Raw genomic sequence first — 13,544 nt, 5'->3', positions numbered from 1 at the left:
TTCAGCCCTGTGAAAAGGGCACTGGTGTTCATCGCGGCAGGCGCGCTCGTCTCCGGCTTCGTCCCTTCGTACGCGCAGGCGACGGCCGTCCCGTCCGGCTGCACCGGCGGCGCCGCGCCGAACCCGAGCGTCGAGCAGGGCAGCCCGCCCGCCGGGTACACGTTCAGCCCGGCCGCCCCGGTGCCGCCGGGCACGCCGAGGAGCAAGCAGCCCCGATTGTCGACGGCGAGTGGCTACCAGCCCGATGGCGGCAGATACGCCCTGATCGCGACCCCGGACAAGATGGTCAGCACCGCCTACGCGGCGCTGAAGTTCGTGCCCGGCGCCGTCTACACGCTGACCGACTGGACCGGTACGAACGTCCAGCGCACGGACGCCGTCCAGGAAACAGGACTGCGGTTCTACGACGGTTCCGGCAAGGTCGTCCTGGAGAACAAGCTCAAGGTCACGCACGCCGTCGAAACCGACGGCGCGCTGGCGCGGCAGGACTTCCCGCCGTCCACCGCCCCGCCGTCGGCCGGCTCCGTGAAGTTCTTCGCCGCCACCGACCGCAACTGGGTCATGTGGGACTGCGTCCACCTGCAGGTCGGCTCGTTCTCGGCGAAGGCGGAGGTGCGGGATCCGGCGAGCGGAGCCTGGGGCGCCACGGCCACCATCGAGGCGGGCACCACCGCGAACTACCGGTTCACGGTCACCAACGACGGCACCACGACGCTGACCGACGTCAAGGTCGAAGACCCGTACTGCGACGTGAAACCGGCGCCGATCGCGAGCCTCGAAAGCGGCAAGTCCGCGACCGTCACCTGCGACCACAAGAACGTCACCGAAGCGGACAACGGCCACGTCAGCACCGTGACCGTCTCCAGCGGCACTCTGCCGAAGAAGAAGGCGACCACCACCATCAAGGTCACCCCGCCGCCCGCGATCGACGAGATCGGCGAGTTCGTCTGGGACGACGTCGACCGAAACGGCCTGCAGGACGCCGGGGAGCCGGGCGTCCAGGGCGTGAAGGTGACGTTGAAGGACGCGTCGGGCAAGGCGCTCGGGACGATCACCACGGACGCCGGCGGCAAGTACCGCTTCACCAAGCTGAAGGACGGCATCTACCAGGTCTGCTTCGACATCGCCGGGCTTCCGTTCACGTATACGGCCAAGGACGCGGGCGACGACACGAAGGATTCGGACGCCGACCCGGCGACCGGCTGCACCGCGACCACCACCGTCGGCCCGCGTAACCGCGTCGACCTGACGCTCGCGGCGGGGCTGAACGCGCCGACGAGCAGGCTGGGCGACTTCGTGTGGCTGGACAAGGACAAGGACGGCCTCCAGAGTCGCGACGAACTCGGCGTCCCGGACGTGAAGGTGACGTTGAAGGACGCGTCGGGCAAGGAGGTCGGCTCGGCCGTCACCGGGCCGGACGGTCGGTACGCCTTCGAACGGCTCACTCCGGGCTCGTACCAAGTGTGCTTCGACGTCGGCTCGCGTCAGCTGACCCGATCCGGCGCCGCGCACCACGACGGCACGGATTCGGCGGCGGATCCCGCGACCGGGTGCACGCCGGTGGCTGCGGTGGGGGCGCCGGAGGATCTGACCAGGGACGCCGGGCTGCTCGAACCGTGAATTGTCGGTGGGTGCCGCTAGCGTCGCCCACCGTGACCACTCATCTCGATGCCATCCGCGAGTCCTACGACACCGTCGCCGAGGACTACGCCGCGCTGATCGGCCCGCGCTTCGACCAGGAGCCGATCAGCCGCGCGATGCTGGCCGCGTTCGCCGAACAGGTACGCGGCCCGGTCGCCGACGTCGGCTGCGGTCCCGGGCACGTCACCGCCCATCTGGCGTCGCTCGGCCTCGACGTCACGGGTGTCGACTTGTCGCCGAAAATGATCGAAGTGGCCCGTCGGCAGTTCCCTGACCAGCGGTTTTCCGTCGGCTCGATGACGGCCCTGGAGTTCCGCGACGGCTCGTTGGGCGGTCTCGTCGCCTGGTGGTCGATCTTCCATCTGCCGCCGGAGGTCCTCCCCGAGGTCTTCGCCGAGTTCCGACGCACGCTCGCGCCCGGAGGCCGTCTGCTGGTCGGATTCCACGTCGGTGACGAGCGGCTGAGCCCGGAGACGGCGTATGGCCACCCGGTCAGCTACGACGCCTACCTGCTGGATCCCGGCCGGATCGCCGACCTGCTGGGCCAGGCAGGCTTCGAGGTCGTCGCGCGGCTGATCATGGAAGGGAGGAAATGGCCACAGGCCTGTCTGTCCGCCCGGGCGGTTTGACGCGCGGGCCGCGGACCTGATCTCCTGCGCACGCAACCGAGCCGGGCGGGGTCATGACGCAGACGAACACGACCACGGGCGAGAACACGCCCGACTGGCCTTCGCGCGCCTGGTTCCGCCGGCCGTCGACGTGGACATGGTTCGGGTTCGGCCTGGTGCTGATGGTCTACGCCGACCTGGCCTGGCGCCGTCGCTGGATGAGCGACGACGGGCTGATCGTGCTGCGCACGGTCCGCCAGATCCTCGCGGGCAACGGGCCGGTGTTCAACATCGGCGAACGTGTCGAGACGAACACCAGTCCTTTGTGGACGGCGGTGCTGAGCGTGCTCGGGCTGATTCCGGGCGTGCCGCTGGAGTGGATCTCCGTGGTCACCGGACTGGTCTTTTCCGTCGCCGGGTTGTTCTTCGGCCTGGACGGCGCCCGGCGGCTCTACCAGCCGCTGGCGTTCCACGGCCTCGCGCCCGCCGGGGCGCTGGTGGTCTGCGCGCTGCCGCCGTTCCGTGACTTCGCGACGTCCGGGCTGGAGACCGGCCTGATCACGTTGTGGCTGGGCGGCACCTGGTGGCTGCTCGTCCGCCGTGCGTCCACAGTGGACGATCTGCGCACCTGGCCGGTCGCGCTGGTCGCCGGTCTCGGGCCGTTGGTGCGGCCGGATCTCGCGCTGTTCAGCGTCGTCGCCTTGGTGGCGCTGCTCGTGCTGATGCGTCCGGGACGGCGTCGTGCGCTGGGCCTGCTGGCCGTGGCGGGCGCGCTCCCGTTGGCGTATCAGGTGTTCCGCATGGGCTACTACGGTCTGCTGACGCCGAACACCGCCCTGGTCAAGGAAGCGTCGGAGGCGAACTGGGCCCGTGGCTGGGCCTATCTGGTGGATCTCGTCCAGCCGTACTGGCTGTGGCTCCCGGTGCTGGTGCTCGCCGTCGCGGCCGCCACGGTTTCGTCCACTGTGGACAAGACGTTCGTAGTGCTCTCCGCGGTCCCGCTCGTCGGCGCGGTGCTGCTCGCGGGCTACGTGATCCGCGTCGGCGGGGATTTCATGCACGGGCGCATGCTGCTCCCGGCGCTGTTCTGCCTGTTGTTGCCCGTGCTGGCCTTGCCGGTGACGCGGCTGACCGTGGCGCTCTTGCTCGTCGTCGGGGTCTGGGCGTTCGTAGCCGCCGCATCGCTTCGCCCGGCGTCCTCGGCTTCTCCGCGCGCTGTCGGCGTCACGGACGAGCGCTCGTTCTGGTCACGGTCGACCGGGCACGAACACCCGGTCCTGGCCGACGACTACGCCGACCACCCGTTGATGCCGTCGGCGCTGGAGGCCGTTCACGGCGTGGTCGGCCCTGCGGTACTGGTGCAGGACTACGCGACCAGGCGCTGGTACGCGTACCCGACGGACCGGCCGTACGTCACCGTCGCGGCGGACAGCATGGGTGCCCTCGGCCTGCTGATCCCGCTCGACGTGCGGCTGCGCGACGGCTACGGCCTCGCCAACCCGTTCGCCGCGCATTCGACGTCGCTCCCCAACGGCCGCCCCGGTCACCAGAAATGGCTGCCGCCGGTCTGGGAACTGGCGAACTCCGCCCGCCTCCCGATCGCCGAAGGCGGCCCGGCCCGCGCCGAGGACGTCGCCGCCGCCCGCGCCGCGCTCGACTGCCCGGCCCTTCGCGCGATCGACGCTTCGGTGCGCGACCCGCTCACCGCCGCCCGCTTCGCGGACAACCTCGCCGGTTCCTTCACGCGCGGCTCCGTGCGGTTCCCTCGGGTCGCGACCCCTCCCGTCGTGTGCGCCCCCTGATCACGCGAGTTCGCCCTCCAATCACGCGAGTTCGCCGTTCAATCACGCGAGTTCCGCTTTCGAGCACGTGAGACCGCCGTACTAGCGTGGCGGGTATGGCTGATCTCCCCTTGGCTCTCGTCACCGGCGCCACCCGCGGCATCGGTGCCGCGACCGCCCGCGCGCTCGCTCCGACCCACCGGTTGCTGCTCGGCGGTCGCGACGCCGACGCGCTCGGCGAACTCGCGGAGACGCTGCCCGACGCCCGGCCGTGGCCGATCGACCTGACCGACGACGAGGCGCTGGAAACCGCGACGGCCGAATTCGGCGCGCTGGACGTGCTGGTGCACTCGGCGGGTGTGGCTCGGCTCGGCACGGTCGAGACCGCGACCGACGCCGACTGGCGGGCGAACTTCGAGGTCAACGTGCTCGCCGTCGTCACGCTGACCAGGCGGCTACTGCATGCGCTGCGTGCTTCGAAGGGGCACGTCGTTGTGATCAACTCGGGTGCCGGGCAGAACGCCCGCCCCGGCTGGGGCCCGTACGCCGCGAGCAAATTCGCCGTGCGTGCCTTCGCCGACTCGCTGCGGGAGGAGGAGTCCACGCTTCGGGTGACGTCGATCTACCCCGGCCGCACGGACACCGAAATGCAGCAGGCGATCATCGCCGACGAAGGCCGCGCGTACGAGCCGGAACGCTTCCTGCGCCCCGAATCCGTCGCGGCCGCCGTCCTCGCCGCGGTCTCCGCGACCGGCGACGCGCACCCGACCGAGGTGACCCTCCGGCCGCGAGGCCTGGTCTGACGCGGCTTCGCCCTCTGCCGGCCGCTCGTATGCCCCCAATGTGGCATCGGAGCCACTCAACGTCCCCAATGCCACATCGGGCGCTCGAGCCTGATCCAGTTGTCCACAGCCTCACCCCGTTGTGGACAACCAGCCCCTGAACAGCACTTTTCCCCGGGCCCCAGCCCCCACGCGCGATAGACTGGCTTCGGGGCCGCCCCCTGGGACGGGTGGGGGGCTGGGTAGGTGAGTCAAGAGCGAAGGCGTGCGGAGGTGTCGGCGACTTCGGCTTGCACCTGGGCGCGGTCCACGCGCAGGGATTCGCCGTCGCCGACGACCTGCTCGCCCGCGACCCACACGTCGCGCACGCGGCGTGAGCCCGCGGCCCACACCAGGTTCGAGAGCAGCTGCACGTCCGGCACGTCGATACCGGCCGCGAAGGCCGGGTCGTCGAGGTCGACGTGCACCATGTCCGCCCACCGGCCGGTTTCCAGCGCGCCGATGTCGGTCCGGCCCAGCGCGTCCGCGCCGCCGCGGGTGCCGAGCAGGAACGCGTCGGCCGCGGTCAGCACGGTCGAGTCGCCGGTCGCGAGCCGCGCGAACATCGCGGAGAGCTGCAGCTCCTCCCACAGGTCGATGTCGTCGTTCGACGCCGGGCCGTCCGTGCCGAGCCCGATCGCGACGCCCGCCTTGCGAAGCTCCGTCACGCGCGCGATGCCCGAAGCGAGCTTCGCGTTCGAGCCCGGGCAGTGCGCCATGCCGACGCCGCGGGCGGCGAACAGCGCGATGTCCTCGTCGGACAGGTGGATCGCGTGCGCGGCCAGCGTCCGGCCCCGCAACATCCCGACCTTCTCCAGCAGCGCGGGCACCGAGCCGTGCGCTTCACGCTGCTTGACGTCTTCGAGCGCCGCCTCGGCCACGTGGATCTGCACCAGCGCGCCCCGCTCGGCCGCCGATTCCGCGGTCGCCCGCAGCGCCTCCTCGTTCAGCATGTACGCCGAGTGCGGCCCATAACCGACCTCGATCCGCTCACCAGGCCCGAACCGCAGGCCGTCGGTGTCGATCCAGCGCTCGATGCTCTTCAACATCGCGCGCCAATCCATCCCGGGCAGTTCCATGATCGGCGGACCCAGCACCACGCGGCCACCGGTGGTGAGCACCGCGTCGGCGAGCTGCTCGCCCTCGAAGTACATCTCCGCGCTCGTCGTGACACCGTGCCGCAGCATCTCGACCGAGCCGAGCAGCATGCCGGTGCGGATGTCGGCCGGCTTCAGCTTCGCTTCGGTCGGCCAGATGATCTCGGTCAGCCACGGCAGCAGCGGCAGGTCGCCGCCCATCCCGCGCAGCAGCGTCATCGGGCTGTGCGCATGCGCGTTGACCAGACCGGGCAGGAGGATGCCGCTCAACCGGGTCACGGGAGCGGACGTTTCGGGCGCCTCGGAAGCGGGACCGACATGGGTGATACGCCCTGCCTCGTCCACGTCGACCACGGCGTCACGCAGCAACGAGCAGGCGGGGTCGGCGGGGAGAACGACAGGAGCGTGGAAACGGCGTTGCATGCCGCCGAGCTTACGGTCAGTCCACAACTCCGCTCCGCCACGCCCACGCCGCGATCTCCACCCGGTTCCGCGCACCGACCTTCCCCTGCACCGACGCCAGATGCGTCTTCACCGTCGACAGCGACAGGAACAGCTCGGCCCCGATCTCGGTATTCGTCAGCCCCTTCGCGGCCGCCTTCACGACGTCCAGCTCCCGCGCCGTCAGCGGCTCCGAAGGCGGACTGACGTCGCGTTTCACCGTCCCGCCGTCGAAATGCTTCAGCAGCCGGACGGTGATCTGCGGCGACACCAGCGCGTCCCCGCGCGCGGCCGCGCGCACGGCTTCGATCAGCAACGCAGGCCCGGCGTCCTTCAGCAGGAAACCGCTCGCACCGTTCCGCAGCGCGGTGTGCACGTATTCGTCGAGGTCGAACGTCGTCACCACCACCACCTTCAGCGGATCGGCGACGTCCGGGCCCGCCAGCTGCTTGGTGACCTCGAGCCCGTCGATCCCGGGCATGCGGATGTCCAGCAGGCAGACGTCCGGCCGCAGTTCCCGCGCCTTCGCGACCGCCGAGACGCCGTCCGCCACGTCGGCGACCACCTCGATGTCGTCCTGCGCGTCCAGGATCATCCGGAAGCCGATCCGCACCATGTCCTGGTCGTCGGCGATCAATACCCGGATCACTCTTCTCCTTCAAGTGGTAGCCACGCTTCGACGCGCCATCCGCCGCCCGGCGCCCGCCCGGCGGAGAGCCGGCCGTGCAGCAGGGCGACCCGTTCGCGCATGCCGATCAGACCGTAGCCGCCCGACCCGCCCGCCGGACGCCGCTGGGGTTCGCGTCCGTCATCGGTCACCTGGAGGTGCAGTTCGTTCCCGGTCACCTCGGCGATGACCATCGCCTCCTTCGCCCCCGACGCGTGCTTGCCGACGTTCGTCAGCGACTCCTGCACCAGCCGCAACGCCGACCGCCCGACCTCGTGCGGCACGTTCGACGGCAGTTCGAGCTTCATCGACGTCTTCACGCCGTGGTTCGACCGTTCGATCAGCGTCCGCAGGTCGGCGGCGAGATCGGTGGTGGCCTGTTCGCTGAACTCGCTGCTCCCGGCCGGGGCGTCCCCGCGCATACTCCGCACGAGCCGCCGCATCGCCGCCAGCGCCTCCACCCCGGCGTCCTCGATCCGGCCCATCGCCTCGACCGCGACCTGCGGGTTCTTCTCGCCCATCATCTTCGCCGCCTGCGCCTGCACGACGATCCCGGTGACGTGGTGGGCGACGACGTCGTGCAGTTCCCGCGCCAGCGCCATCCGTTCCGACGTCTGCGCGTCACTGATCGCCGACTGGATGACCTGCGTGCGCTCCGAATCCCGCGAACGCAGCGCCAGGCCGACCGCCACCGAGATACCGAGCAGCAGCACCGCCGCGACGGCGAGGCCGGCGATCTCGTCCGGGTCGGTCATCAGCCTGGGGCCCGGCCGTTTGGTGTTGAGGATCGCGGCCACGGCGACCACGGCCGAAAGCCCTACGATCCGGGACACGGCCTTGCTGAGCCCGACCGCCCGGACCAGGGTGACGACCAGCCCCATCCCCGCGACGATCTGCGTCCCCGGCACCCCGCCGGGCGTGGCGTAGTCGTAGCGGAGCCGCAGGAACGGCGTCACCAGAGCCGAAAGCAGCATGACCGCGGTGAGCGCCACCATCGCGTCGGCGGGCCGGCGCGGCGCGGCGACCGCGATGATCGCCGCGACGATCGAGCAGACCAGGATCGGGAAGCCGTGCGCCCCGCTCTCGTAGGTGAAGCCGAACTCCAGGATCAGCGCGACACCCAGCAGGCCGATGAGCGGCCATTGGCCCATCACCAGCTTGTTGAGCTTCTGCAGCTTCTCGTAGCGTTTCGGATGCGCCGTGCGGTCGCGGCCGGGGATCGCGAAGATCAGCGTGCCACCCAGCAGGATGCCGCCGAACAGCATCGCCTGCGCCATGGTGCCGTTCGAATCGCTGCCGGAGAAATACCGGCCGGACACCGCGGTCAACGTGGCCAGCACCAGACCCGAGATCACCGCGAAGGCGACGCCCGGTCGCGTCCGGCGTGCGGCGTAGAACAGGATCTCGACCCCCGCCACCACCTCGGTGATGGACAGATGCGCGAGCACGCTCGAGTAGGTCGGGATGTTGAAATACCGGACGACCAGCGTGTACGCGACCAGCACCACCGAGGCCGCGACGGCGGCTACGGCGGCCCGCTTCTGCGCCCAGAGCGCGCAGAACACCATCGCGAAAATGCCGGGGAACAGCAGGAGATCGATGCCGCGGGGGCCCGTGTCGTCGAAAGCCGCGTCGGTCACGAAGACCAGGTCGAACGCGAGCGCGGCCAGCAGGACGACGGCGGGCATGCCGATCCGTCGCGCGAGCGCACTCACCCGCGCGGTGAACTTGTTCTGGGCCGGACCTGCTGTCACACCGTGACGGTAGAGGATCGGCCGCCGTCCGCACCTTGGCCGACCGGCCCGAGCCGGGTCGGCCGATCGGCCGATGCGCGGGTGATCAGCACTGGCCGTCTGCCCGAAGTGGACACAGGTGGTTCACCGCGAAGCTCTTCACCGAAGCAGAACACACAGTGACTGACTAGGGAGAATCACGGTGGTTGATCCACAGTGGACAGGGCAGCCGGTGCTTTCGGGCCGCGGGCTGGTGAAGCGGTACGGCACACAGCACGCGCTGGCCGGGATCGACATCGACATCCAGGCGGGTGACGCGGTCGCCATCGTCGGGCCTTCCGGCTCGGGCAAGACCTCCCTGCTGCACGTGCTCGCCGGGATCCTCCGCGCCGACTCCGGGCAGATCTTCCTGGCGGGCCAGCGCGTCGACCAGCTCAACGAGCGCAAGCGCAGCGAACTGCGGCGCACCGAGTTCGGCTTCGTGTTCCAGTCCGGGATGCTCGTCGCCGAACTGAGCGCCGAGGAGAACGTCGCGCTGCCGTCGCTGCTGGGTGGCAAGGGGCGCAAGGAATCCATCGAAGCCGGCCGCGAATGGCTGGCGAAGCTCGGCCTCGCGGGCAAGGAGAAGCGCCGCCCCGGCGAGCTTTCCGGCGGTGAGGCGCAGCGCGTCGCGATCGCCCGCGCGCTGACGCACCGGCCGAAGGTGATCTTCGCCGACGAGCCGACCGGCGCGCTCGACACCCGCACCGGCCGCGCCACGATGGACGCGCTGCTCGCCGCGGCCGCCGACAGCGGCGCCGCGGTGATCGTGGTGACCCACGACCGCGAGCTCGCCGAAGCCATGCCGCGCACCGTCTCCATCCGGGACGGCCTGATCGCGACGAGGCTGGCCGCGTAATGAACAGCTTCCAGCTGGCCATGCGGGTGCTCCGGGTCGACCGCCGGACCCGCACGTCGGCCATCCTCACCGCGGTCGGGGTCGCCGTCGCGACCAGTCTGGTGCTCCTGCTCGCCTCTCTTCCCGGTGCCACGCAGGCCCGTTCGCAGCGGGCGATCTGGCAGGACATCGGCAGCTACTACTCCCAATCCGGGGAGAGCCAGCGTCCGGCGCCGCTGCTGATGGCGTCGAACAAGGACTACTCGGGCGACCGCGAGATCATCCGCGTCGACATCGCCCTGACCGGTACCGCGCCGATGCTCAGCCTGCCGCCGGGCATCCCGAGGTTGCCCGCCCCCGGCGAGTCGATCGTTTCCCCCGAACTCGGGAAACTGATCCAGTCCGCGCCGCAGGCGCAGCTCGGGGACCGGTTCGGCAAACTCGTCGACGCCCTCGGTCCTGAATCGCTGATGTATCCGGAGCAGCTGGTCGCCGTCGTCGGCCACACCCCGGAGTCGATGCCGCAGACGGCGCTCGCCGCGGACGGCTTCCCCAACAAGCAGGCGAAACCCGACCCGATGCTCGAACTGCTCGCCTGGGTCGGCGTCATCGTCCTGCTCGTGCCGAGCCTGGTGCTCGTCGCGTCTTCGGCCAGGCTCACCGCCGCCCGGCGTGAGCTGCGGATGGCCGCGCTCCGGCTCGCCGGGGCGACTCCCGGCCAGGTGACGAAGATCGTCGCCGCCGAAACGGCGTTGTCCGCGACCGTCGGCGCGTTGCTCGGCATCCTCGTGGCGCCCGCGCTGCAGGGGCTCTCAACGTTCGTCCCGTGGGCTGGCGGGACCTGGCTCGCGTCGGACTTCAGCCTGTCGGTCGGCTCGACCATCGCGGTCGCCATCGCGATCCCGCTGCTGGTCGTCCTCGCCGGGGTCCTCGGCATCCGCCGCGTGCTGAAGACGCCGCTGTTCGCGGCCTCGGCGCACGCTCGCAAGCCGCTGCACTGGTGGCGGCTGCTGGCGGTCCCCGTGGCCGGTGCCTTCTTCCTCTTCGCGATCACCCAGGACAACGCCAGCCTGCCGATGGTGATGCTCGGACTGTTCCTGCTGGTCGGCTCGGCCGCGATCATCGGACCGTGGGTCACCTCGGCGGTCGGCGGCACGTTCGTCCGGATCTGGCGCAAACCGGCGTCGCTGCTGGCCGGACGCAGGCTCCGCGACGACCCGAAGAGCGCTTACCGCGCCACAGCGGGTGTCGTGCTCGCCGTCTTCACCGGCTCGATGGCGCTCACCCTGCTGCCCTCGTTCGAGTCGATGGCGGGTGGTGGCCGGACCTTCAAGGACAACGTCCTCTACGCCCAATCCGACGCGACCCAGGCGCGGCAGGTCGCGGACCAGACCAACGCGTCCCTCGCCCGCTACGGGATCACCGAGAAGGCCGTCGCGGTCGGGCAGGTCTACCTGTCCACCGGCGAACCGGGCACCCGCTCGCAGAATCTGAACCGGGCCTTCGTGATGACCTGCGAGGACGCCTCGAAACTCCTGCGGGTGAACATCGGCGGCTCGTGCCGGCCGGGTCCGGCGATCTACAGCAGGTACGCCATCAACCCGGCGGAGTACCGCGTGCTGTCGGAGTACGACAAGGCCGGTCCGCAGCTGGATCCGAAGGCTCCCGTGCACCTCTTCCCGCAGGGTGACGAGGACACGTCCAGCACGATCGTCATCGACCCGGCCCTGGTGCCCGCGGGGGTCACGCCGGAACGCTTCGACGTGATCGTGCCGACGACCCCGGACAACGCCGAGGTCGTGCGGACCGCACTGGTCGGCGCGGCCCCCGGCCAGGAGGTCGGCAGCCGCGGCCTGCACCTGATCGGCCAGCAGCAGGAGCTCGGCGACCTGCGCCGGGTCACCGTCATCGGCCTGATCGCCGCCGGTGTGCTCGCCGGCTGCAGCGCGGCCGTGGCGACCGCGGGTTCGGTGATGGACCGCCGCCGCACCTTCGGGGCGCTCATCGCGGCCGGGACACCGGTCCGGGTGCTGGCGAGGGCGTTGCGGATGGAAGCGGCCCTGCCCGCGATGGTGGCCACCATCGGCGCGGGGGTGGTCGGGATCGGCGTCGGGATGGGGCTCTACAGCCTGGTCGAGAAGGAGTCGGTCGTGCTGAGCCCGTGGCTGCTGGCGCCCGTGGTGCTGGGAATCGGGGTGGCGTTGCTCGGGGCATCCGTCTCGACCCCGGCGCTCAAGCGGGTGCAGTCGGAGCCCTTGGCCGACGAATAGAAAAAAGATTCGCCCGAATGGCGTCATGGCGCCTGGGCGGGCAGGTCTCGTGGGTGGAGTCGGGTGATCACATCCACGAGGCCGGGTGCCCGGTCGTCTCTCTGTCGGGGGAGGGACGAACGGGCACCGGGGACGCGCAGGGGGCGTTCCAAGGCACGGGGGTGTGAAGAAAGGGCCGGTCAGGGTACGTGGGGACGTCCTGACCGGCCCTTTCTGTGCGCTCTAAACCCGCTCGAAGATCAGGTCGTGCGAGATCCGGCCCTCGACGTCGGCGCGGTTCTCGAACTTCGTGATCGGCCGCCACTCCGGCCGCGGCGCCCAGCCGCCGGGCTCGCCGGCGTGGCGGTTGCGCAGGAGCGGCTCGGCCGAGCAGACCTCCATCATCTGCTCGGCGTAGTTCTCCCAGTCGGTCGCCATGTGGAAGGTCCCGCCCGGCGCGAGCCGCGAGGCCACCAGCGCGACGAACTCGGGCTGCACGATCCGCCGTTTGTGATGCCGCTTCTTCGGCCACGGGTCCGGGAAGAACAGCCGGACGCCGGACAGCGTGCCCGGCTCCACATGCGAGGTCAGCAGCACGACGGCGTCACCGTGCATCAGCCGCAGGTTCTCCACCCCGAGCTTCTCGGCGCGCAACATCAGCTGGCCGAGCCCCGGGTCGTACACCTCGACCGCGACGTAGTTCAGCTCCGGCGCGGCGGCGGCGAGCTGGGACGTGGTCTCGCCCATGCCCGAACCGATCTCCACCATCACCGGGGCCCGCCTGCCGAACCAGTCGTCGAAGTCCACCGGTCCTTCGGGCAGTTCGCCGACGGTGCGGCCGAGCGACGGCCAGAGTTCGTTCCAGGCTCGCTGCTGCCCGACGGTCATCCGGCCGCCGCGTTTGACATAGCTGACCACGCTGCGCATCCGTGGCTGGTCCTCGTTTTCCACCAGCCCATTAAACGCGGCGGTTACCTGACTGCTTCGAACTCCCCCAGCCGCGAGCGCAGCCCGGCGAAACCGCCGACCGCGATCGGGGCGGGCGTCGGGCTGGAATGCGCGGGAAGAACGTCGATCCAGCCGTCGTGGCGGCTGGTGTTCAGCACCGTGGTCGGGATCGAATGCCCGGACGCGCCGCGTTCGGAAGGCATGAACTCCCAGTAGCCGGATTCACCGTCCGCGGCCCACGGCACGAATTCCCAGCCGGGCCGCCTGCCGAGCAGGCCGGCGATGCGATCTTCGATGCGGAAACCGAGCTCCCGCGATTCGAGCCGTCCGTCCACGATGGCGCGGAGCCACCAAGGCGCGGGAATTTCGCCGTGCATTCCGCTCGACGCGCGATACAACGCGACGACGAGATCTTCGGGAGCGCGATGCACCCAGGCGCGGCGGATATCCGACGGCCGGGTCGCGGACGCCACCGTGCGGGGCAGTTCGATCGCCTGTGACCATTCGAGGTCGAGCATGGGCTCGAGCCGGGGCTGCATACTTTCCGTGCGGGCTTGCGGGATCATACGTTCCACTCCCTGACCGGAATCCACCGTCAAGGATCACCTCCGGGGCCGAGAGCCGAGAAATAGGCTCATCCCGAGCATCGCCCGGTCAGGAACAGTATGTCCGCTTCCTGTG

At 70.3% G+C, this 13,544-nt stretch carries 11 protein-coding genes; 6 read left to right on the top strand and 5 right to left on the bottom strand.

The features are described from left to right. Window positions 1-9 precede the first annotated feature (9 nt). From AB8M46_RS11080 to AB8M46_RS11065, 4 genes are all read left to right on the top strand, one after another. Window positions 10-1,620, top strand: coding sequence for an SdrD B-like domain-containing protein (locus tag AB8M46_RS11080; RefSeq protein ID WP_394360217.1), 1,611 nt, complete (start codon window positions 10-12; stop codon window positions 1,618-1,620). 32 nt (window positions 1,621-1,652) lie between these two features. Next, complete coding sequence (locus AB8M46_RS11075) at window positions 1,653-2,270, top strand: class I SAM-dependent DNA methyltransferase (protein WP_394360216.1); 618 nt, start codon at window positions 1,653-1,655, stop codon at window positions 2,268-2,270. A 53-nt stretch (window positions 2,271-2,323) separates the two neighbouring features. Further along, a complete protein-coding gene (locus tag AB8M46_RS11070) occupies window positions 2,324-4,051 on the top strand; it encodes a hypothetical protein (RefSeq protein ID WP_394360215.1) in 1,728 nt (575 codons plus the stop codon). A gap of 95 nt (window positions 4,052-4,146) precedes the next feature. Then, a complete protein-coding gene (locus AB8M46_RS11065; protein ID WP_394360214.1) occupies window positions 4,147-4,833 on the top strand; it encodes an SDR family oxidoreductase in 687 nt (228 codons plus the stop codon). A gap of 230 nt (window positions 4,834-5,063) precedes the next feature. Here AB8M46_RS11065 and AB8M46_RS11060 read toward each other — a convergent pair whose 3' ends face one another. From AB8M46_RS11060 to AB8M46_RS11050, 3 genes are read right to left on the bottom strand one after another with little or no spacing between them, the layout of a single operon-like run. Then, window positions 5,064-6,371, bottom strand: coding sequence for an amidohydrolase family protein (locus AB8M46_RS11060; protein ID WP_037334209.1), 1,308 nt, complete (start codon window positions 6,369-6,371; stop codon window positions 5,064-5,066). A gap of 16 nt (window positions 6,372-6,387) precedes the next feature. Next, window positions 6,388-7,038: a response regulator transcription factor gene (locus tag AB8M46_RS11055; RefSeq protein WP_125731249.1), complete on the bottom strand. Its 651-nt coding sequence runs from the start codon at window positions 7,036-7,038 to the stop codon at window positions 6,388-6,390. Continuing rightward, a complete protein-coding gene (locus tag AB8M46_RS11050; protein WP_394360213.1) occupies window positions 7,035-8,810 on the bottom strand; it encodes a sensor histidine kinase in 1,776 nt (591 codons plus the stop codon). The genes AB8M46_RS11055 and AB8M46_RS11050 overlap by 4 nt, the downstream gene beginning before the upstream one ends. A 181-nt stretch (window positions 8,811-8,991) precedes the next feature. Here AB8M46_RS11050 and AB8M46_RS11045 point away from each other — a divergent pair, with 181 nt between their 5' ends. Together AB8M46_RS11045 and AB8M46_RS11040 are read left to right on the top strand one after the other, a co-directional pair. Continuing rightward, on the top strand, window positions 8,992-9,687 hold the full coding sequence (locus AB8M46_RS11045) for an ABC transporter ATP-binding protein (RefSeq protein WP_016338261.1): 696 nt from the start codon (window positions 8,992-8,994) through the stop codon (window positions 9,685-9,687). Then, entirely contained in the window at window positions 9,687-11,936 is a 2,250-nt protein-coding gene (locus AB8M46_RS11040; protein WP_394360212.1) for an FtsX-like permease family protein, read from the top strand. Before AB8M46_RS11045 ends, AB8M46_RS11040 begins: the two co-directional genes overlap by 1 nt. Window positions 11,937-12,158: 222 nt before the next feature. On the opposite strand, the gene trmB is transcribed toward AB8M46_RS11040, so the two are convergent. Together trmB and AB8M46_RS11030 are read right to left on the bottom strand one after the other, a co-directional pair. Then, window positions 12,159-12,842, bottom strand: coding sequence for a tRNA (guanosine(46)-N7)-methyltransferase TrmB (trmB, locus tag AB8M46_RS11035; protein WP_038521854.1), 684 nt, complete (start codon window positions 12,840-12,842; stop codon window positions 12,159-12,161). A gap of 44 nt (window positions 12,843-12,886) precedes the next feature. Next, window positions 12,887-13,429, bottom strand: coding sequence for a hypothetical protein (locus AB8M46_RS11030; protein ID WP_037334228.1), 543 nt, complete (start codon window positions 13,427-13,429; stop codon window positions 12,887-12,889). Between the last annotated feature and the right edge of the window lie 115 nt (window positions 13,430-13,544).

This window comes from Amycolatopsis sp. SB7-3 (assembly GCF_041021335.1).
In the GTDB taxonomy this organism is placed as follows: Bacteria; Actinomycetota; Actinomycetes; order Mycobacteriales; family Pseudonocardiaceae; genus Amycolatopsis; species Amycolatopsis japonica.
Note: the sequence above shows the minus strand (reverse complement) of the source record. Positions and strands in the feature narration are given on the sequence as shown.

Coding starts and splice junctions, on each gene's coding strand:
- AB8M46_RS11070 (WP_394360215.1), top strand. CDS start 2,324: ATGACGCAGACGAACACGACCACGGGCGAGAACACGCCCGACTGGCCT.
- AB8M46_RS11065 (WP_394360214.1), top strand. CDS start 4,147: ATGGCTGATCTCCCCTTGGCTCTCGTCACCGGCGCCACCCGCGGCATC.
- AB8M46_RS11060 (WP_037334209.1), bottom strand. CDS start 6,371: ATGCAACGCCGTTTCCACGCTCCTGTCGTTCTCCCCGCCGACCCCGCC.
- AB8M46_RS11040 (WP_394360212.1), top strand. CDS start 9,687: ATGAACAGCTTCCAGCTGGCCATGCGGGTGCTCCGGGTCGACCGCCGG.
- trmB (WP_038521854.1), bottom strand. CDS start 12,842: ATGCGCAGCGTGGTCAGCTATGTCAAACGCGGCGGCCGGATGACCGTC.
- AB8M46_RS11030 (WP_037334228.1), bottom strand. CDS start 13,429: ATGATCCCGCAAGCCCGCACGGAAAGTATGCAGCCCCGGCTCGAGCCC.